Raw genomic sequence first — 21,380 nt, 5'->3', positions numbered from 1 at the left:
ATTAAAAGGAGCGCTATATGCGCTCCTTTTTTAGTTAAAGTTAACTTCATAATCTTTTTCTAATAATATCATCATTTCCTTAATAAATTTAAGCTGAGAATCAGTTCTATCAAGACCTCTCTCAAGTAAAGAAATAAAGGCATTTTTATTACAACGTTTAATATTTTTATAATAATCTCTAGAAATTTTCCAATATTTTTGTGGGAAAGCAATATAAGCAAGGATATATTTTAAATCTGAGGGAGTTAAAGGATTAACTTTCATATAATCATCAATTATTTTTAATGCTAAATCCGTATCCCAATTAGTATTTTCTCTTTTAAGAAGTCGTCTTAAAAAATATGAAATATCATGAGCTGAATAATCCATTTTACATTTATCAAAATCTATAATCCAAACATTAGAATCAGCAATTAAAATATTTTTATTTACAAAATCACCATGGCATAATGATTTTGAAAGTTCGGAGCAGTTAATACTGGATGATATTTTAGAGGAAAGTTTAGCAAGTTCTAAATTAATATTAAGATTTTTTAAAAAGATTTTAGAAAATCTATCATTATGATGTTTTGCTTGCTTTGCACTAATTAAGATTTGTTCTAAATGTTTATCTACAGAAATATGATAATCATCACAACCTATTCTAGTACAACTACCACTAATTGGAACAAAATTTTGGGAAGATTTATGTAACTTTGCTAGATCCTTTGATGAAAGTTCCATATGATATTTGTTGTCAAAATCACATTTTAAACCATTTACCCAAGGTGTTAATATAAATAACATACCCATATACTTAATATATCTGTTGTTAGATTTTGTAGGTAATAATTTTGGTACATTTAAATTGTTTCTATATAGCCATTCCATAGCAGAATATACATATAGAAGATTAGATTCATCATAGTAAACTTTTTTCAAACAATAACTTTTATTTTTAAAATCAACTCGATAAACGGCTCTTTGTTTATCTGTATCTTTAAATTTAACCATTGTAACATTTGCAAATTGAAGGTCATAATGTGGTAAAACAAAAGATTTCATGCTTTCAATGGATAGTAAATCTTTAGTGGAGGGACATATAGTATTTTCCATAAATAGTCTCCTTATAAAATTACTTATTATTAGGATATTATTTTTAAATGTTAAATAGACTATTTAATGATAAATATATTTTATATTCTTGTATTAAATAAAGGTTTTTGGAGAAATATATAGAATATGTTATATAGAGGTGAGATATGTGAACGTAAGAGAGAAAATAGAAGGTTTTGAAGAGTTGACATTTATACCACAAGCAACATTTAGTAGTAAAAGCTTAGGAAGAGAGCGATATGAAGAAGGAGATACTATAAGAACTTGTTTTATGGTTGATAGAGATAGAATAATTCATTGCAAATCCTTCAGAAGGCTAAAACATAAAACACAAGTTTATATAAAAACCTTTGGAGATCACTATAGAACAAGATTAACGCATACTTTAGAGGTAGCTCAAGTGGCTAGAACTATAGGTGCTGGTATAGGATTAAATGAAAATCTAATAGAAGCAATTTCATTAGGTCATGATTTAGGTCATGTAGCATTTGCTCATAACGGAGAGGAAGTTTTAAAAGACTTTCTAGATGAAGGATTTAGACATAACGAACAAAGTGTTAGAGTAGTTAAAAAATTGGAAAGAGAAGGAAAAGGGTTAAATCTAACGGCAGAAGTTATAGATGGGATTTTAAATCATAGTGGTTTGTCTAAGGGATCTAATAAAGCGATGACGTTAGAAGGCTGTGTTGTAAAATATAGCGATAAAATTGCTTATTTAAATCATGATATTGATGATTCTATAAGAGCTGGATTATTAACAGAAGAAGAATTGCCTAAAGAAGTTATAAAATTACTGGGAAATACTCATTCACAAAGAATAGAAACTCTTGTACTTGATATGATTAAAAATACTACAAAAAATATCAATGAAAATATACCTGATGTAACATTAAGCTTAGAAATTTGGGAAGCTATGACGGAACTTAGGCAGTTTATGTTTAAGAATGTGTATTTAGGGGATATTTTAAACGTAGAAAGAAGTAAAGCTAAATTTATATTAACACAATTAATAGATCATTATTTTAAAAATCCAGAAGAACTTCCAGATATGTATAAAATTATTTTGGAAGAAGAAGGCTTGAAAAGAGCAGTAGCTGATTATATAGCTGGGATGAGTGATGATTATTGTTTAAATAAATTTAATTCTATTTTTGTACCAAAGTTTGTAATTTACTAAAAAGTATAAATATAAAATTTGTTTTTGGGGAAAATATTTTTATAATAAAAAAACAAAAATTGAAATATAAAAAAATAAAATGTATTAAAATATAATTAAATCATATTTTAAGAAGGAATTAATTATATTATGTCGAATAATAAATAGGTTGAAGAAAATTTATAGTAAGGAGGGGGATCTCCTTGCAGATTTCTGAAGAAATTTTAGAAAAAATTAAAGAACAGAGTGATATAGTAGATGTTATATCAGAAACTGTAAAATTAAAAAGATCAGGTAGGAATTTTTCAGGGCTATGTCCCTTTCATAATGAAAAGTCACCTTCTTTTTCTGTGTCACAAGATAAACAAATATATAAATGTTTTGGATGTGGAGAAGCAGGTAACGTTATAACATTTGTTATGAAAAATAAAAATTTACCTTTTGTAGATGCTGTTAAGTATTTAGCAGAAAGAGTAAATATAGTTATTGAAGATGAATCAGGAAAAAGAAATAAAACTACAGAAAAAAAAGAACAAATCTATAACGTAAATGTTGAAGCCGCAAGGTTTTTCTTTTCAAATTTAATTAATACAAAAAGTTCTAAAGAATATTTTTTAAATCGTGGTATTCAAGAAGAAACTATTAAAAAATTTGGGCTCGGGTTTGCAAAAGATAGTTGGAACAACTTAATTTTTCATTTAAGAAAAAAAGGGTTTAAGGATGAGTTGCTATTAGAAGCCGGATTAGTTTCTACAAGTGAAAAAAAGGGTAATCAATACGATCGATTTAGGAATAGAGTTATGTTCCCTGTTTTTGATTATAGGGGTAAGGTAATTGGCTTTGGAGGAAGAGTTTTAGATGATTCTAAACCTAAGTATTTAAATTCACCAGAAACCTTAGTTTTTCAAAAGGGTACTAATCTGTATGGGTTGAATTTTGCTATTAAAAATAAAATACCTGATAGATATTTTATAATAGTAGAAGGATATATGGATTTAATTACATTACATCAATATGGTATTACTAATGTGGTAGCATCCCTTGGAACGGCACTCACAACAAGCCAAGCAAGACTTTTAAAAAGGTATGCAGATAAAGTAATTATTTCTTATGATGCGGATGTAGCTGGTCAAACAGCAACACTTAGAGGTCTTGAAATATTAAGAGAAGCAGGCTTTGATGTAAGGGTTTTAAATATTCCAAAAGGAAAAGATCCTGATGAATTTGTAAGAAGTAATGGAAGCGAAGCCTTTAAAAAACTTATAAATGATGCGGAGCCTTTAATTGATTATAGATTAAAGAGAGCAGAAGATGGAATTGATTTTAAGGAAAGCAATTCACTGGTAAAATACGGTAATAGAGTTACGCATATATTAGCTGATTTAGACCCGGTAGAAAAGGATGTTTATGTTAAAAAAATATCCGAAAATACAGGTATTAGAGAGCAGACATTATATGATGTTTTATCAAGGGAATTAACAAAGAATACAAAAGAAAATAATTTCATGAATAATAAGGAAGAAAATGGAACAAAATTATATGTAGAGCCCGGTTTTTTAAAAGCAGAACGTTCTTTATTGAAATTAATGCTTAAAGATGAATATTTTGATTATATAGTTTCTAACCTAAAGGAAGAAGATTTGATTCTTTCTGAACATAAAGAAATATTCTCTATAATCAAAGAAAATCAAAAGGGTAAACTAAATAATATGATAACTTTTATAGAATCAAAATGCCGTGATGTAAAAACTATCAAAGAAGTATTAAAAATAAAAGATTATAATGTTTTTGAAGCAGTTGATAGTAAAAAGCAAATTATGGATTGTATAAAAGAATTATATAATTATAAATTAACTCAGAGATTAGAAACTCTAAAAAGAGAACAAAAAGTTTTAGAGTTAAGTGGAAATATCGAAGAATCAATTCAAATAGTTATTGAGAAAACAAAAATAGAAAATCAACTAAAAAGAGGTGGAAGAAGATAGTGGAAAGTATGAAGGGAGGCAATAAAATGATAAATGAAAAAACAAAAGCTAAGCAAGATAAAAAAGATGGAAAAAACATGAGCGATAAAAGTAATAAAATGACTATTGTTAAAACCTTATTAGATAAAGGAAAGAAGAGTGGAACTTTAACATATAAAGAAATAATGGATGAAATAGAACATATAGAGTTAAGTACAGAGCAAATAGAAAAAATTTATGAAGTTTTAGAATCAATGGGTATTGAAGTTTTAGGTCAGGTAAAGGCTACTACAGAGGTAGTTGAAGAAGACGAGGAAGAAGAAGAAGAAGAAATTGATCTAAGCGTACCAGAAGGTATTGCCATAGATGATCCTGTAAGAATGTACTTAAAAGAAATTGGAAAAGTGCCACTTTTATCATCAGAAGATGAAATAAGCTTAGCACAAAGAATTGAAAATGGAGATCAAATTGCAAAGAAAAAATTAGCGGAAGCAAATTTAAGACTTGTTGTAAGTATAGCAAAAAGATATGTAGGTCGTGGAATGTTATTCCTAGATTTAATTCAAGAAGGTAACTTGGGATTAATAAAAGCTGTAGAAAAATTTGACTACAGAAAAGGATATAAATTCTCAACATATGCTACATGGTGGATTAGACAGGCGATAACAAGAGCTATAGCCGATCAAGCTAGAACAATTAGAATTCCTGTTCATATGGTTGAAACTATCAATAAGCTTATAAGAGTTCAAAGACAACTATTACAAGAATTGGGTAGAGATCCACAACCAGAGGAAATCTCTAAAGTAATGGAATTACCGGTAGAAAAGGTTAGAGAAATCCAAAAGATTGCTCAAGAACCAGTTTCTCTTGAAACGCCTATTGGTGAAGAAGAAGATTCACATCTTGGAGATTTTATACCAGATGAAGATGCATTGGCTCCAGCAGAAGCTGCGGCATTTACAATGTTAAAAGAACAGTTAATAAATGTTCTAGATACATTAACACCAAGAGAAGAGAAGGTGTTAAGGTTAAGATTTGGTTTAGATGATGGAAGAGCAAGAACTCTTGAAGAAGTTGGTAAAGAGTTTAATGTTACAAGAGAAAGAATTAGACAAATTGAAGCAAAAGCTTTAAGGAAGCTAAGACACCCATCAAGAAGTAAAAAATTAAAAGATTATTTAGATTAGCACCCTGTGGTGCTAATCTTTACTTTGTAGGCAGATATTATGAAGAATTATTAAATAATAGATTAGTTGTTATTTAATATAGAAGAATAATTTATTTAAATCTGTAAAAGTAAATTAGTATTAATATTTAATGAAAAGTTGTATAAACTAAGGATAGATAAAACAAAATTATAGTGTAATAATCTTAGGCATCTTAAAAAATAGTAAGTAAATATGTTAGTGTATTTGCATAGAAAGTTATTATTTAAAAAATGTCTTAACAGAAAAAAATATGATAAACATAGGAGTAAAGAAGAATGAGATTAAGTAAAAGATTAGAATTTATAGCAGATCATATTGATAAAGTAATATCATTGTCAGATATAGGAACAGATCATGGATATATCCCGTTATATGCATTAAATAAAGGTCTTTGCGAAAAGGCAATAGCTTCAGACATTAATAAAGATCCATTAGATAAAGCAAGGTTGAATGCTTTGTTAGAAGGTATGGGAGATGAACTTGAATTCAGATTAGGTGGAGGATTAGAGCCAATTAAAGAGGGTGAAGTTCAAGCAGTTATAATTGCTGGAATGGGTGGAAAATTAATAAAAGATATTTTAGAAAAGGATATAACTAAGGTTGATAATCTTGATTATTTAATATTACAACCAGCTCAAAATCCAGAAGGATTAAGAGAATATTTATATACAAATGACTATGAGATAATATCTGAAGACCTATGCAAAGATGATGGTAAATATTACGAGCTGTTTAAAGTAAAGAGAAAAAAGGACGAAAATACCGAATTAGATAGTATATATTATGAAATTAGTCCTAAATTATTAATGAGTAAACATCCATTGATGAAAGAATATTTACAATCAAAACTAGAAAATTATAATAAAATATTAGAAGCTGTAAGTGCGGAAGTTAATTCTGATCTTGCAAATATTAAAAAAGTAGAAATAGAAGAAAAAATAGTAGTTATTTCAAGTATGATAAACTTTTTATAAGGGAGCTTAAATGATAAAAGTAGAACAGATTATAAAGGCTATGGAAAAAATAGCGCCAGTTTACCTTAAAGAAGATTTTGATAACGTAGGATTAATGGTTGGGGACAAGGCAGAAAAGGTAAAAAGAGTTCTTTTTGCCTTAGACTGTACATTGGAAGTTATTGAAGAAGCTAAGGACCTAAAAGTAGATTTAATAATTAGCCATCATCCGTTGATATTTAATAAGCCTAAAAGTATAACAACAGACACTCTTCAAGGTAAAAAAATAATTAAATTAATAAGAAGCAATATTAATTTATATTCTAGTCATACAAATTTAGATTCTGCAGAGAATGGGTTAAATCAAACTATAGTGGAGATGTTAGGTTTTAAATCTAATGAAATATTAGAGAAAAGTAAAATAACTAGCCATAAAAATGCAGGTCTTGGAAGAATGATAAGACTAGATAAAGAAATAGATTTAACAGAGCTTATAAGTACAGTCAAAAGTAAACTTAATATTAATACTTTAAGAGTTGTAGATGGAAATAGAAAAATAAAAAACATTGCAATAATTAATGGAAGTGGACAAAGCTTTTTTAGTCAAGCAGTGAAGATGGGTGCTGACTGTATTATTACAGGAGACACAACTTATCATTTTGCTCTAGATTATAAAGAAATGGGGGTTACTATAATTGATACTGGACATTTTTCATCAGAATGGTTAGTATTTTTAAAAGCAATGGAAAAAATAAAAGAAGAATTTAAAGAAATAGAATTTATAACATCTACAAAAGTAGAGGATCCCTATAAATTTATTTAGGGAGCATAAGGGAAATAAGGAATCTTCAAAAAATAACTAGTCAAAGATTCCATAAATAATATCTATAAAAAGAACAATCTAAAAATTAAATAAAATCCAGGAATATTCCTGGGAGAGGTTCGTAACCATCCCTCTATAAAAAACTAGGATTAAAACTGTATAATTGAATACAGTTAATTTGCTTATTAATAATTTAATAGGTAGAGCTAGTATTTTACAGAAGAACCTTTAGGGAGTTATCCTTAGGGGCTATATTTATAAACATGAATAATAAATATAAGAGGATGGATTTAGTGATAAATCTATCCTTTTTTATTTTTTTAATAATTAATAGACATAAAAGAAAATAAATTAGAATTTGACAAATTATTTTCAAAAAGCTTTTAAGAGAATTGGAGGATTTAATATGAAAAGAAAAGTAATTATTGATTGTGATCCAGGAATTGATGATGCATTAGCATTAATTTTAGCAATAAATTCACCAGAACTTGATATTTTAGGAATAACAATAGTATCTGGAAATGTTAATGGAAAAAAGGGAGAAGAAAATGCAAAAAAGGTTTTAAAGCTTATGGGTAGAGAGGATATTGGTGTTTATATAGGCGAAGAAATTCCTTTAGTTAGAAAATTGATTACAGCAGAAGATACTCATGGAGGAGATGGGCTTGGAGAAAGTAATTATCCTAAAGTAGGAGGCCAAGTATTATATGGAGGAGTAGACTTTATTTTAGAAAAAGCAAAAAGTGAAGAAATTAGTATTATAGCACTTGGACCATTAACTAATATTGCAACAGCATTAAATAGAGATGAAGAATCATTTAATAAAATTAAAGAAATAGTTTCTATGGGAGGGGCTTTTAAGTCTCATGGAAATTGCTCTCAAGTAGCTGAATTTAATTATTGGGTAGATCCAGATGCTGTAAAAGAAGTGTTTGATAAAAGTAATGTTAAATTTACTATGGTGGGGTTAGATGTTACAAGAGAAATAGTTTTAACACCAAATTATATTGAGTTAATTAAGCAAATAGGTGGAGATGTAGCAGAATTTATTGTATCAATAACAAGATTCTATGTTGATTTTCATTGGGAACAAGAAAGAACATTAGGTTGTGTAATTAATGATCCTTTGGCAGTAGCTTATTTTATAGATAATAGCTTCTGCAAGGGCTTTATGACTTACTTAGATATAGTTACCGATGGAATAGCGATTGGACAAACTTTGGTGGATGTAGGTGATTTTTATAGAAAGGCACCTAATGGCTTAGTGTTAACAGAAGTAGATTCTAAAAAATTCATTAGATTTTTCCTTGGAAGAATTTTTAAAGATAATATAAAAGATATAGAAGAAGTTATAAATAACAATAAGTATGGAATGTAAAAAAACTAATATATATTCAAAAAATAACTAGATGGATTACTAAGGAGGAGATAAATATGAATGAAAATAAAACATTTAATGTTACGTTAATGGCTATGTGTGTAGGATTCAATATTATTGGAGCATTTTTAGCACTTACACTTAAATTACCAGTATATTTAGATACAATAGGAACATTTTTATCAGCGTTTTTATTAGGACCAATTGCGGGCGTGGTTACAGGTGGAGTATCTTCGCTTATAAATGGTATTACTTTTGATCCAATATCTTTATATTTTATGCCAGTACAGCTTATATCTGGGTTCATGGCAGGAATGTTGTTTAAGAAAGGATTGTTTAAAGGTAAATTAATACCAATAGGTATGATAATAGTTACTGTAACATCATCTATTGTAGCTTCAATAATTGCAGCATATGTATTTGGGGGAATAACGACTTCGGGAAGTTCTTTCATAGTGATGTATTTAAAAGAAGCAGGAGTTAATATAATTACTAGTGTTTTTTCAACTCAAATATTAACAGATCTACTTGATAAAGCAGTAGTAATTAGTTTGGTAATATATTTAATTAAAATAATACCAGTAAATTTGAAAAGGAAGCATTTTTCTGAAGATGCTTTAGGAGATGAAAATGGAAAGATATAATAAAATAACTAATAAAAATAATAGAGAAATTGTACTATTAAAGGGATTCCCCTGTGTATGGGGGAAATGTACATTTTGCGATTATATAGATGATAATGGATTAGATGAAAAAGAAATAAATAAATTGAATAAGGAAATATTAGACAAGGTAGATGGAGAATTTGGGATACTTGAAGTAATAAACTCTGGAAGTTGCTTTGAACTTCCAATAGAAACTTTAGAATATATAAAAGAAGTTGTAGATAGAATGGGTATAAAAAAAATATTTTTAGAGAGCCATTGGTGCTATAGACATAGATTAGATGAAATGAGGAAACTTTTTAATATTGAAATAGTATTTAAAATTGGAATAGAAACCTTTGATAATGATTTTAGAAATTTAGTTTTAAATAAAAATGCAAATTTTAAAACACCAGAAGAAGTGAAAAAACTTTTCCAATCTGTATGTATTATGGTAGGGATTAAAGGTCAAACAAAGGAACAAATAAAAACAGATGTAGAAATAGTGTTAAATAATTTTAAATATGCAACAATAAATGTATTTATTGAAAATACAACTAAAGTTAAAAGAGATGAAGAACTTATAAAGTGGTTCTGCAAAGAGTTTAAAGAGTTGGAAAACCATGAAACAATAGAAGTTCTATTTCATAATACAGATTTTGGAGTAGGAGATTAAGACCATGAATAGTTATTTTTTAAAAACTTTCTTAATTAGTTGTAACTAGATTAGATTATTTGAATATAATAAGTAATAATGATAGTTTAGGCGGAGGAAGAGTGATGGGGAAAAATAATTGTTATAAAAAAAATTGGGGCAAAGATATAAAAAAAGCAATTAGAGAAATTACAGATTCAGTAGTTAAAAATATTTATTGTAGAACAAATTGTGGGCAAAATCAAGGTGGTTTTAATTCAGGAAAATGCTGTATATATGTACTTATAGTACTTACATTATTATTATCCGGAATAGGTTTTTATTCGTGGATTATTATAGGGATGTTGTGCTTAATTCTACAATTTGTATAAGATGACAAAAAAACCATTTGTGTTACACAAAAATTTGTGTTATTATAAATTTTGCAAGTAAGACATGCAATCGCTGCTAGTCTAGAACTAGGAGAGGAAAGTCCGAGCTCCATAGGGCAGGGTGCTGGATAACGTCCAGTCAAGGTGACTTGAAGGAAAGTGCAACAGAGAGATACCGCCTAAGTTTACTTAGGTAAGGGTGGAAAGGCGAGGTAAGAGCTCACCAGCGCGTTGGAGACTTCGCGGCTATGTAAACCCCACTTGGAGCAAGACCGAATAGAGAGACTTATGGGATTGCCCGTCCCGTCTCCGGGTGTGTCGCTTGAGCCTATTGGCAACGATAGGCCTAGATAGATGATTGCTTAATACAGAACTCGGCTTATGTGCTTATCTTGTATATGAAAAACACTACGTAATTGCGTAGTGTTTTTCTTTTTGTAGAAATAAAAATCTTGTGAAAAATAAATTAACATATTAAATAGTTGTTTTTTGAAGATAGCAAAATATAAGTGCATTAAAAATACTTGAAAATAATATAATTATATTAAAGCATTTAATAAGTGAGGGCCAAAATGAGAAAAAGAGTAATATATGAATTATTTATTGGTCTATTAGCTTTAATGATATCTATTATGTTGGTTTTAGAGTTAATGATAGTATTGCCAAAGGAAGTTTTACTATCATTTTATTACATAGATTTAATTGTTTGGATTATATTTGTTATAGATTATTTTGGAAAATTTTTATTATCAAAATATAAAACAACATTTGTCCTTGAAAATATTATAGATTTCTTTTCAATAATTCCTATGAAAACATATTTAATAGTTTTTAGATTATTAGATTTTGCAATTTTAATAAATTCATCACAAATTATTAAAATTGTATTAATACTTAGATTAGTAGTATTAATATTAAAGTTTAAAAATAAGATAAAAGAAGCTGTCAGAATTAATAGATTTAACTATGTATTAATTTTGACTACTTTAGTCATTGTTATAAGTGCGGTTGTAATATCATTATTAGAGAAAATGAGTTTTGGAGATGCACTGTGGTGGTGCTTTGTTACATTTACTACTGTAGGATATGGAGACGTTTTATTAACAACCTCACTTGGGAGAGTTGTAGCTGTTATTTTAATGGTGGTAGGAATAGGGTTTATAGGAATTACAACCAGCACAATTGCAATGAAAATAATTAATGGGGGAAGACGAAAAATTAAAAATAATTTCAAGAGGGAACTAATAGAAACGGTAAAATATAAATTAGATAATTTTGATGATTTGTCAGAAGGGGATATAGATGATATTTATAAGACTTTAAAAGCATTGAAGAAATAATAGCAAGAAAAATCAAATCTATTTATAGTATAATGTATTTATAGTATATTAAAGAAATTTATAATGTAAGTGAAAAAATAGAATTTTAATAGAATAGAGGAGGAAAATATGAAGAAAATAGTGCTTTTAGATGGAAAAACTTTAGGTGGTCTTGATTTTTCAAGATTAGAAGAGTTTGGAAAAGTTGAATATTATGAAACAACAAGTCAAGAAGAGGTTGTTTCAAGAATTAAGGATGCAAATATAATACTTACAAATAAGGTTGTTTTAAATGAAGAAAATTTATCCCAAGCTAAAAATTTAGAACTAATTTGTGAAACAGCAACAGGTTTTAACAATATAGATATAAAATATGCAAAAAAGAATAAAGTAGCAGTAACTAATGTAGCTGGTTATTCAACAAATGCAGTAGCTCAACATACTTTTGCAACAGTCCTTAATCTTTATGATAAACTAGCCTACTATGATGAGTTTGTAAAATCAGGGGAATATGCAGCTTCGGAGTTGTTTACAGATTTGACTAAACCATTTTATGAGTTAGAAGGTAAAACATGGGGAATAGTTGGTTTTGGAGCTATAGGAAAGAAAGTAGCTAAAATAGCAGAGGCTTTTGGATCTAATATAGTTTATTATTCAACTTCAGGAAAAAATAATAACTTAGAATATAAAAGAGTAGAATTTGAGGAGTTATTAAAAACTTGCGATATAATATCAATTCATGCTCCGTTAACCGAGAAAACAAATGGATTAATGAATTATGAGGCAATTAGCAATATGAAAAAGAATTCTATACTAGTTAATATGGGAAGAGGTCCTATAGTTGTTGAAGCGGATTTAGCAAGAGCTATTGAAGAAGAACTAATAGCAGGAGCAGCTTTAGATGTATTTGAAGTAGAACCAATGAAAAAGGATAACCCATTATTAACTATTAAAAATAAAGAAAACTTAGTTTTAACACCTCATATAGCATGGGCAAGTGTGGAAGCTAGAGAAAGATTATTTAAAGAAGTAATAGAAAATATAAAAGCTTTTTATAAAGGTGAGAAGAGAGGAAGAGTAGAACTTTAGAATAATTATATAAAAAGGGAGCTAAAAGAAGATAGAATAAAATCCGACTAGTTATTTTTTGAAGCTCCCTTATGCTGTAAGGAGTATTAAATTTTGAAAAATATAAGGTTAGCTCAAGGATTAGATAAAGATATAGAAGATATTAGTAATCTAATATATGAAACAGAAATGCATCCAGAGTATGAATGGGGCAAGGGTACAGAAGTAGAAATGAGAAAAAGGTTAATAGAAATGTTAAAAGAAAAAGATAATAGATTTGCTCTAGATAATATTATAGTATGCAAAGAGAATGAAAACTTTATAGGGATTTTATTATCAGCAGAGGGTAAAAAAATAAAACCTTTAACCTTTAAAAGTGATATTAAATTACTTCCAATGCAATGTAATTTAGTAGAAAAAGTAAAATATGCAGTATTTAATATTGTAGGTGGATATTTATTTTATAAAGAATGTAACAAAGATGAATACTATCTTTCTAATATTGCAGTTAAACCAGAATATAGAGGCAAAGGTTATGGAAATATGCTTATGGAAGCTGGAGATAATATAGCAAGGGAAAAAGGTTATAAAAAAATATCTTTAAATGCAAATAATGAAAAATTAGTAAAGTTATATGAAAAATTTGGATTTAACCTTGAGGAAAATAGTGATATGAAAATGGTTAAGATTATATAAGAAAGAGCATTTAGACATAGGTGTCTAAATGCTCTTTTGTGCAGGATATTTTTTAATACTGTATGTTAATTTAAAAGATTATTTTATAATTAAAGAATATGAATATGAATATGAATATGAATATGAATATGAATATGAATGCGAATAGTTACAGATTTAATATTATAATCATTTAATATTAAATTTATTTTTTAATACTTGAATAACCCCATGATCTATATTGCTTGGAGCCACAAATTTAGCCTTTGATTTTATAAAGTCGCTAGCATTATCCATAGCATAACTATAATAAGCTTTTTCAAATAAAGTAATATCATTATAGTAATCACCAAATGCCATAGTTTCACCTTTTGTAATAACATATTTTTCTTGTATTTTCTTAACTCCAATTCCTTTAGTAGTATGTTTATCGGTTATGTCTAGCCAAATAGCTCCTGAGAAGGAAAGTTGGAGCTCGTTTTCAAATATCGGATTAAAATGATTTTTGGCAGTTTCTTTAATGTTATCAAAGTCACAAAAAGTAATTTTTAAAACATCATCAGTAATTTCTTGGATATTATCAACTACTTCTTTTTTATAGTAGTACTTGCTCATTTCTTTTATAAACCTTTCATTAGTACTTTCTATATAGGCAGTATCTTTGCAAGATAAAATAATATCTAAATTTTCTTTGTTAATTTTTCTATAGTGAGATATAAGAGCTTTAACTAAACTTGGTTCAATAAAGTTAGTATGAATAATATTATTACAATCAGTTATTAAAGCACCGTTATCTGAAACTAGGATAATGGAATTCGTAAGATCGCCAAAATCTTCTTTTAATGAATTATATGGTCTGCCTGATGCTGCTATAAATTTAATATTATGCTTAGTAGTTAAAATTTTTAAAGTTTTTCTGAAATCTTTAGGTAAGTTACCATTTTCATCTAATAAAGTTCCATCTAAGTCTGTAGCTATTAATTTTATCATTTTATCACCTTTCTTTTATATAGATAAAATTAGTATGTGTAAATTATAAAATAATTATGAATAAATACATATTGACAATAAATACAAAATATAGTAAGATTACAAACAATATAATAAATAAAAGCTGAGAATGAGAGTAGTAGGAAGTATTAAGTTTTACAGAGAGTAGGGTTGCTGAAAGCCTATAAACAATAACTTTTGAACTAGCTCAGGAGCTGTAAGGTTGAACCTAAGTAGGCCTTGTCGGGTATATAATTTATACTGCGTTAACAAAATCAAGTTAAAGTTTGGATGGTACCGCGTATTTTCGCTCCAATTAGGAGTGGAAATACGCGGTTTTTACTATTCTAAAAATTGTTAAAAATATGGGGCACAAATGATTTGTAACAATGCAGGGACTTGAAACAAGTAATAAGCAATAGCAAAAGGTATAAGGGATCTGATTAGTTATTTTTTGAAGATCTCTAAATAAAAAGGGGGAAATTATTATGACAAAGAAAATTTATATTTTTGATACTACATTAAGAGATGGGGAACAAACACCAGGAGTTAGTTTAAACCCACAAGAAAAGTTAGAAATGGCAAAACAGTTAGAATCACTAGGTGTAGATGTAATAGAAGCTGGATTTCCAATAGCATCTAATGGTGATTTTGAAGCAGTAAAATTAATTTCTCAAAATATAAAAAAATCAGTAGTAACTGCACTTGCAAGATGTAATAAAGGAGATATAGATAGAGCTTATGAGGCAATTAAATATGCTCCTAAAAAAAGGATTCATGTATTTCTTGCAACTTCGGATATTCATATGAAATATAAATTAAATATGACTGAAGACCAGGTTTTAGAAAAAGCTACAAATATGGTAACCTATGCTAAAACATTAGTTGAAGATGTAGAATTTTCAGCAGAAGATGGATCAAGAACAAGAAAAGAATTTTTATATAAAATTTTAGAAGCTGTAATAGATGCAGGGGCTACAGTAGTTAATATTCCAGATACTGTAGGGTATTCAATACCAGCAGAATATGGTGAATTAATTAAAGGTGTAAAAGAAAATGTTAAAAATATAGATAAAGCTATAATAAGTATCCATTGTCATAATGACTTAGGTCTTGCAGTAGCAAACTCACTAGCAGCAATTGAAAATGGAGCAGAGCAAGTAGAATGTGCAATAAATGGACTTGGAGAAAGAGCTGGAAATGCATCATTAGAAGAAGTTGCTATGGCTTTAAAAACAAGAAAAGATTGTTATAGTAATGAAACAAATATTTGTAGCGAAAAAATTTATAGAGTTTCTAAATTAGTATCTCATTTTACAGGAATAACAGTTCAACCAAATAAGGCTATAGTTGGAGCAAATGCTTTTTCACATGAATCTGGAATTCATCAAGATGGAGTATTGAAAAATAGAGAAACCTATGAAATAATGACAGCAGAATCCGTAGGATTTAGTACTAATAATATGGTTCTTGGAAAACATTCAGGTAGCCATGCTTTTGAAGATAGATTAATTACTTTAGGATATAATTTAGAAAAAGAAAGAGTTATGGAAGCTTTTAAGAAATTTAAGGATTTAGCAGATAGAAAAAAAGAAATATCAGATAGAGATATAGAAGCGTTAGTAAATCAAAGGGTTGTACCAATAGATGATGTTTATAAATTAATAAACTTTAATGTAACAACAGGAAATAATATTGAATCTACAGCTACAGTTAAAATTGAATATAATAAGGTCGAAAAAATAGAAGCAGCCTGTGGGGATGGACCAGTAAATGCGCTGTACAATGCATTAGAAAGAGCCATAGATATAAAACCAGAACTTAAGGATTATTCAATAAAAGCTATAACTAGTGGAACAGATGCTTTAGGTGAAGTAAGGGTAAAATTAACATTACAAGATAAAACTGTACTAGGGATAGGTGTAAGCACTGATGTTATAGAAGCTAGTTTATTAGCTTATATGAATGCTTTAAATAAATTAAATTAGGCATAGAAAAATAATAGGCTGGCATACTGTTTAGTTGTTTTTGAATATACCTAAGTGTAAATAGCTCTCTTATATATATATAAGAGCGCTATTATTTTTTTATAGTATAAATAAGAATAATTTTATATACTATAAAGCTGCATACGGAGAAATTATTATTAAGTATATATCTAAGGCACAATCAAATAAATAATAGACCAGTATGCTAGCCTATTTTGTGTAATACTGCGTCAGTAAATCCTTGGATAGCCCCAGTATCTGCGAATTTACTTCCTTGTCTTACACAAAATATTCGTCGCATCTTTGGTCTATTATTTATTTTCAAGTGCCTAAAATAAAATATTAACAGAAAATATTGATTTTCAAGATAAATACGTATATAATAGAAATACAATTTAATAACGTTCGGATGAAGGTAGCGGGAGAGCGATTTTTAAAGTCCACCGAAGAAGTAAAACTTTCAGGTATAAGGACCGTTACTGGACGAACCTCTGGAGAGACTCTATGAGCACCGAAGGCGCAAGGCGTAACTATAGGTATTTTTATATACAGTATAGTTATTTGCCGAAACTCTCAGGTAAAAGGACAGGGGATAGGTAAACTTAAAAGGCATAATTATATAGTTTTTTAAGTGATTCCATTCTCCTCCGTAAATTTATATTTAAGGGGGATTTTTTAATGCAAATCAACGATTTATTAATGTCAACAGTGGGGGTACAAGACTTCCTACAATCTATTAACAATGTCATATGGGGACCACCTCTATTAATTCTTTTAATGGGGACGGGTATATACCTAACATATCGACTAAAATTATTACAAATCTTTAAATTACCACTTGCCTTAAAATATGTATTTGCTAAGGATGATGAAGAGGGTGATAAAGATGCAAAGGGTGATGTTTCAAGTTTTGGAGCCTTATGTACGGCTTTATCAGCAACAATTGGGACAGGTAACATAGTAGGTGTTGCTACAGCTATAAAAGCTGGAGGTCCAGGAGCTTTGTTTTGGATGTGGATTGCAGCTTTCTTTGGGATGGCTACAAAATATGCAGAAGGAGTTTTAGCAATTAAATACAGAGAAGTAGATAAAAATGGAGAAATGGCCGGAGGGCCAATGTATTATATAAAAAATGGTCTAGGTTTAAAATGGCTTGCAAATTTATTTGCTATTTTTGGAGTAGCAGTTGCGCTACTTGGAATAGGAACTTTTGGTCAAGTAAAATCTATTTCAGATGCAGCATTTATAAGTTTTAAAATACCAGTAGTAGTAACAGCTTTAGTAGTAACAGTACTGGTAACCTTAGTTACTCTAGGTGGGATAAAAAGAATATCAAAAGTGTCAGAAAAAGTAGTGCCTATTATGATACTTTTTTATGTGGTTGGAGCACTGATAGTACTTGGATATAATATTGCAGAAGTGCCAAGCGCTATAAGTCTTATAATAAGAAGTGCATTTAACCCAAGAGCTGCATTAGGTGGAGCAGTTGGAATAACAATATCAATGGCAATGCAAAGAGGTATTGGTAGGGGAATATTTTCAAATGAAGCAGGTCTTGGAAGTGCACCAATAGCAGCAGCAGCAGCAAAAACAAATCTTCCAGTAAAACAAGGATTAATATCAATGACTGGAACATTCTTTGATACAATAATAATTTGTACAATGACAGGACTTGTAATAGTTATAGCGGGTAGTTCTGTAGGAAACTTTGAAGGAGCAGCATTAACAACAGCGGCCTTTGAATCTGGACTTCCAATTGAGAATATTGGAAAGTACATTGTAAATGTAGGATTAATGATATTTGCTTTTACAACAATACTTGGATGGAACTATTATGGTGAAAGATGTATTGAATATTTAGGTGGAATTAAAGCTATTAAACCATATAAAATAATATTTATAGGTTTAGTAGCGGTAGGTTCATTTTTACCATTAGAATTAATATTTATAATTGCAGATATAGTTAATGGTCTTATGGCCTTCCCTAACTTAATTGGGTTAATAGGGCTAAGACATGTAGTTATTCAGGAAACAGAACAATTTTTTGCAGAAATGAAAGTAGCTAAGTTAAAAGCATCATAAATAATATATTTAAATAAGGCGTTGTAAAATAAATAATAAAGTTATAAGGAAAAGTCATATATTCAAAAAAATGAATATATGACTTTTTTTAGTTTAGGTATCTGAAAGAAAATAACTAATCAGTATAGTGTAAAAAGATGAAAATACGGACTAATTGTCTATTTATAGAGGTTTTAAAAGTGTAATGAATAATATACCTATATATTAAAGTTGAAATTTAATATAGAATAGAGTTAAGGAAATGGAGACTAGAAATAATATATACAGTTATTGTTTTTAAGATGTCTAAAAATAGAGGGGTGCCAAATGAATGTAATAGGAACTTATAAAGGAATAGAAAATTATAAAAAACCTAATAGATATAATAAGAAAAAAAAGAAGAACAATAAAAAGAAAATAAAATTTACAAGTGGATTTTCAATACTGGTATTAATTACAATAATATCTCTTATTGTAATGAGCGGTATATTTGTTAAGGATACAATAAACCTTTCAGATGAAAGTATTATATATTATATAAATGAAACAGATAAATTAAGTAAGGATAAATTGCAATTAAGTTGGCAAGAGGTTGCAGCTATAGATTTAGCTTTAAATAATGGAAAAGAGAAATTAAATAATCAAGATGAAATTAAAAAAATATCAGAAAGTTTTTTTAAATATGATAAAGATAAAAAGATATTAGGTATTAAAACTTTAAAATCTGTAGTTAATGAACTGGGATTAAAGTCTAAAGAAAAGAAAAAAGCCGAAGAGTATTTAGTTAAAATAAAAAATAATTATTTAAATAGGGACTTAATAAAAGATGAAAATAAAATGAATTTTATTTCGGATGTATCAGAAGAAGCTAAAAAAAGTTATAAAGAGTATAATATTTTACCATCGGTAACAATAGCTCAAGCAATTTTAGAATCAGGTTGGGGAGAATCTGCTTTATCATTAGAACATAATAATCTTTTTGGTATAAAAGCAGATGATAGATGGAATGGTAAAAAGGTAAATATGGAAACTAAAGAAAATCATGAAGATGTGATTCAAGGTTATTTTAGAGCCTATCAAAACTATGAAGAATCAATAAAAGATCATGGAAAATTTTTAAGTGAAAATAATAGATATAGAGATAAGGGCATTTTTGATAAAAAAACATATGAAGGGCAAACACAAGCTTTAGAAGATGCGGGATATGCAACTGCTAAAAATGAAGATGGAGAATTAGTTTATGCAGATTTATTAACAAATGTTATAAAAAATAATAATTTAATGTTATATGATACAGAAGTTCAACGTTAGGAATCTAAAAAATAACAAGCCGATGCTGGAGATGGACTAGCTTTGGCTTGTTATTTTTTTTCTAATTAAGTAAAAAGATAAATATATTTTAATATTCAGAATATTATGATACAATATATTTGGTATAAATTTCTTGGAAAGGGGAATATATTATGGAAAGAAGCTTAGTATTAATAAAGCCCGATGCTGTAGAAAAAAACTTAATAGGTAAAATAATTAGTTTTTATGAAAATGAAGGTTTGAAAATTGTAGAATTAAGAATGCAAAAGGTTTCAGAAGGGTTTGCAAGTAAGCATTACGCTGAACATAAAGGTAAATCTTTTTATGAGGAATTAATAAAATTTATTACAAGAAGTCCATTATGTGCATTAGTAGTAGAAGGGGAAGGCGCTATACAAAAAGTAAGAAAAATAAATGGAGCAACAAATCCAGAAAAAGCTGAAGAAGGTACAATAAGAAGATTATATGCATTAGATAAAAGTAAAAACTGTGTACATTCATCAGATTCTACAGAAAGTGCAATTAGGGAGATAAACCTTTGGTTTCCAGAATTAATATAAGTAATATAAAAAACTCAGCATATAAAAGTGCTGAGTTTCTTTATATTATTTATTTAAATAGCTCTTATTTATTTAGAAGTTACAATTGTCCAAGATTCATCATAAAGTTTTAGGTTATCACCTAAATCAATGAATATTTCACAGTTATCTAAAGTAGCATCACTTGGGTAGGCAGATTCATTATTTTTAACTTCTTCATCAAGTAAATCAAAAGCACCTTTATTTGGAGTTGAGTAACCAATATAATTTACATTTTCTGCAGCATTTTCTGGATTGCAAAGGAAGTTTATAAAGGCTTCTGCACCACTTTTGTTTGGGGCATCTTTTGGAATTACCATAGAGTCAAACCATTTGTTTGAACCTTCCTTTGGGACTACGTACTTAAGATTTAAATAGGATTCGGATATAATATATTGGGCATCACCAGACCAAACTGTAGCAATAGATGCCTCACCATTTATCATTTTATCTTTAACGTCATCACCTGCATATAAAGGATCAACCTTGTCCTTTTGTTTTATTAAATCTTCCTGTGCAGCTTTAATTTCATTAGGATTTACAGTGTTTAAAGAGTAGCCTAATCTTTTTAAAGAAACTGCCAATGTATCTCTCATTGAATCGAACATTAAAATATTTTTTTTATCATATTTTTCATCCCATAAAATATCCCAGCTAGTTACAGGTTCAGTTACTATATCTGCATCATAAATAATACCTACAGTTCCCCACATATAAGGAACTGTATATTTATTTTCAGGATCATAAGCTAAATTTCTGAATTTATCATCAATATGTTTAATATTTGGAATGTTAGAATAATCTAGCACGTCCAACATATTATTTTTAATCATTCTCTCTACCATATAATCAGAAGGCACTACTATGTCATATTGACCGGGGTTTGTGGATACCCTTTGATACATAGTTTCGTTAGTATCATAAACATCATAAACTATATCTATTTTAGTTTCTAGTTCAAATTTTTCTATTAAATCTAGGTTAATATAATCACCAACATTGAATACGTGAATTGTCCCATTTTCACCAATTCCAGAATTATTCCCACAACCAACAAATAGGGAAGTGGAAATTGCTGTAGCTAAGAGAATAGCACCTAATGTTTTAAGCTTTTTCATTGTTATCACCTCTTGATGTGAGTCA

The 21,380-nt window shown here is 28.4% G+C and carries 19 protein-coding genes, 1 other RNA gene, 3 riboswitches and 1 other annotated feature; of the genes, 17 read left to right on the top strand and 3 right to left on the bottom strand.

All coding sequences use genetic code 11. From position 1 onward, the window contains the following. Positions 1-30 precede the first annotated feature (30 nt). Positions 31-1,095, bottom strand: coding sequence for a CotS family spore coat protein (locus J1C67_RS00495; RefSeq protein WP_167866284.1), 1,065 nt, complete (start codon positions 1,093-1,095; stop codon positions 31-33). Between the two features lie 148 nt (positions 1,096-1,243). Here J1C67_RS00495 and J1C67_RS00490 point away from each other — a divergent pair, with 148 nt between their 5' ends. The 13 genes from J1C67_RS00490 to J1C67_RS00430 all read left to right on the top strand — a co-directional run bounded on the left by J1C67_RS00490 (position 1,244) and on the right by J1C67_RS00430 (position 13,330). Further along, on the top strand, positions 1,244-2,272 hold the full coding sequence (locus J1C67_RS00490) for a deoxyguanosinetriphosphate triphosphohydrolase (protein ID WP_089970743.1): 1,029 nt from the start codon (positions 1,244-1,246) through the stop codon (positions 2,270-2,272). A 182-nt stretch (positions 2,273-2,454) separates the two neighbouring features. Further along, a complete protein-coding gene (dnaG, locus tag J1C67_RS00485) occupies positions 2,455-4,236 on the top strand; it encodes a DNA primase (protein ID WP_089970745.1) in 1,782 nt (593 codons plus the stop codon). A gap of 26 nt (positions 4,237-4,262) precedes the next feature. Further along, complete coding sequence (gene rpoD, locus J1C67_RS00480) at positions 4,263-5,402, top strand: RNA polymerase sigma factor RpoD (RefSeq protein ID WP_089970854.1); 1,140 nt, start codon at positions 4,263-4,265, stop codon at positions 5,400-5,402. Positions 5,403-5,698: 296 nt separating this feature from the next. Next, positions 5,699-6,397 carry a tRNA (adenine(22)-N(1))-methyltransferase gene (locus J1C67_RS00475; RefSeq protein ID WP_167866285.1) on the top strand — a complete coding sequence of 233 codons (699 nt, stop codon included), beginning with the start codon at positions 5,699-5,701 and terminating at the stop codon, positions 6,395-6,397. Between the two features lie 10 nt (positions 6,398-6,407). Beyond that, positions 6,408-7,199, top strand: a complete 792-nt coding sequence (locus J1C67_RS00470; RefSeq protein ID WP_089970751.1) for a Nif3-like dinuclear metal center hexameric protein — start codon at positions 6,408-6,410, stop codon at positions 7,197-7,199. 108 nt (positions 7,200-7,307) lie between these two features. After that, a riboswitch (PreQ1 riboswitch) is annotated at positions 7,308-7,352 on the top strand. Between the two features lie 253 nt (positions 7,353-7,605). Further along, positions 7,606-8,577: a nucleoside hydrolase gene (locus J1C67_RS00465; protein WP_167866286.1), complete on the top strand. Its 972-nt coding sequence runs from the start codon at positions 7,606-7,608 to the stop codon at positions 8,575-8,577. Between the two features lie 56 nt (positions 8,578-8,633). Beyond that, positions 8,634-9,221: an ECF transporter S component gene (locus J1C67_RS00460; protein WP_167866287.1), complete on the top strand. Its 588-nt coding sequence runs from the start codon at positions 8,634-8,636 to the stop codon at positions 9,219-9,221. Further along, positions 9,208-9,897, top strand: a complete 690-nt coding sequence (locus tag J1C67_RS00455; RefSeq protein WP_167866288.1) for a radical SAM protein — start codon at positions 9,208-9,210, stop codon at positions 9,895-9,897. Before J1C67_RS00460 ends, J1C67_RS00455 begins: the two co-directional genes overlap by 14 nt. 104 nt (positions 9,898-10,001) lie before the next feature. After that, positions 10,002-10,247 carry a hypothetical protein gene (locus J1C67_RS00450; RefSeq protein ID WP_089970763.1) on the top strand — a complete coding sequence of 82 codons (246 nt, stop codon included), beginning with the start codon at positions 10,002-10,004 and terminating at the stop codon, positions 10,245-10,247. Positions 10,248-10,301: 54 nt separating this feature from the next. Beyond that, positions 10,302-10,646: RNase P RNA component class A (gene rnpB, locus J1C67_RS00445), an RNA gene on the top strand. A 173-nt stretch (positions 10,647-10,819) separates the two neighbouring features. After that, complete coding sequence (locus J1C67_RS00440) at positions 10,820-11,587, top strand: potassium channel family protein (RefSeq protein WP_167866289.1); 768 nt, start codon at positions 10,820-10,822, stop codon at positions 11,585-11,587. A gap of 108 nt (positions 11,588-11,695) precedes the next feature. Beyond that, positions 11,696-12,655 (top strand): D-2-hydroxyacid dehydrogenase, encoded by a 960-nt coding sequence (locus tag J1C67_RS00435; RefSeq protein WP_167866290.1) that lies wholly within the window; start codon positions 11,696-11,698, stop codon positions 12,653-12,655. A 93-nt stretch (positions 12,656-12,748) separates the two neighbouring features. Then, complete coding sequence (locus tag J1C67_RS00430) at positions 12,749-13,330, top strand: GNAT family N-acetyltransferase (RefSeq protein ID WP_167866291.1); 582 nt, start codon at positions 12,749-12,751, stop codon at positions 13,328-13,330. Positions 13,331-13,498: 168 nt separating this feature from the next. On the opposite strand, the gene J1C67_RS00425 is transcribed toward J1C67_RS00430, so the two are convergent. After that, positions 13,499-14,299, bottom strand: a complete 801-nt coding sequence (locus J1C67_RS00425) for an HAD family hydrolase (RefSeq protein ID WP_167866292.1) — start codon at positions 14,297-14,299, stop codon at positions 13,499-13,501. A 117-nt stretch (positions 14,300-14,416) separates the two neighbouring features. Further along, positions 14,417-14,617 (top strand) — a binding site (T-box leader). A gap of 170 nt (positions 14,618-14,787) precedes the next feature. Between J1C67_RS00425 and J1C67_RS00420 the strand changes: the two genes are divergently transcribed. The 4 genes from J1C67_RS00420 (at position 14,788) to ndk (ending at position 20,219) form a co-directional block, all read left to right on the top strand. Further along, positions 14,788-16,287: a 2-isopropylmalate synthase gene (locus J1C67_RS00420; RefSeq protein ID WP_167866293.1), complete on the top strand. Its 1,500-nt coding sequence runs from the start codon at positions 14,788-14,790 to the stop codon at positions 16,285-16,287. A gap of 409 nt (positions 16,288-16,696) precedes the next feature. After that, positions 16,697-16,773: riboswitch (glycine riboswitch) on the top strand. A 2-nt stretch (positions 16,774-16,775) separates the two neighbouring features. Continuing rightward, positions 16,776-16,879, top strand: a riboswitch (glycine riboswitch). Positions 16,880-16,986: 107 nt separating this feature from the next. After that, positions 16,987-18,369 (top strand): alanine/glycine:cation symporter family protein, encoded by a 1,383-nt coding sequence (locus tag J1C67_RS00415; protein ID WP_423231036.1) that lies wholly within the window; start codon positions 16,987-16,989, stop codon positions 18,367-18,369. Between the two features lie 306 nt (positions 18,370-18,675). Further along, positions 18,676-19,659, top strand: a complete 984-nt coding sequence (locus J1C67_RS00410; protein WP_167866294.1) for a glycoside hydrolase family 73 protein — start codon at positions 18,676-18,678, stop codon at positions 19,657-19,659. Between the two features lie 152 nt (positions 19,660-19,811). Further along, positions 19,812-20,219 (top strand): nucleoside-diphosphate kinase, encoded by a 408-nt coding sequence (ndk, locus tag J1C67_RS00405; RefSeq protein WP_207713882.1) that lies wholly within the window; start codon positions 19,812-19,814, stop codon positions 20,217-20,219. A gap of 68 nt (positions 20,220-20,287) precedes the next feature. Here the strand turns inward: ndk and J1C67_RS00400 are convergent, their stop codons facing one another. Continuing rightward, positions 20,288-21,355 (bottom strand): ABC transporter substrate-binding protein, encoded by a 1,068-nt coding sequence (locus J1C67_RS00400; RefSeq protein ID WP_167866295.1) that lies wholly within the window; start codon positions 21,353-21,355, stop codon positions 20,288-20,290. Between the last annotated feature and the right edge of the window lie 25 nt (positions 21,356-21,380).

Origin of the sequence: Clostridium gasigenes (genome assembly GCF_017348895.1) — a bacterium.
Classification (GTDB): domain Bacteria; phylum Bacillota; class Clostridia; order Clostridiales; family Clostridiaceae; genus Clostridium; species Clostridium gasigenes.
The sequence above is the reverse complement of the archived record's forward strand: the minus strand, read 5'-3'. Positions and strand labels throughout refer to the sequence as shown.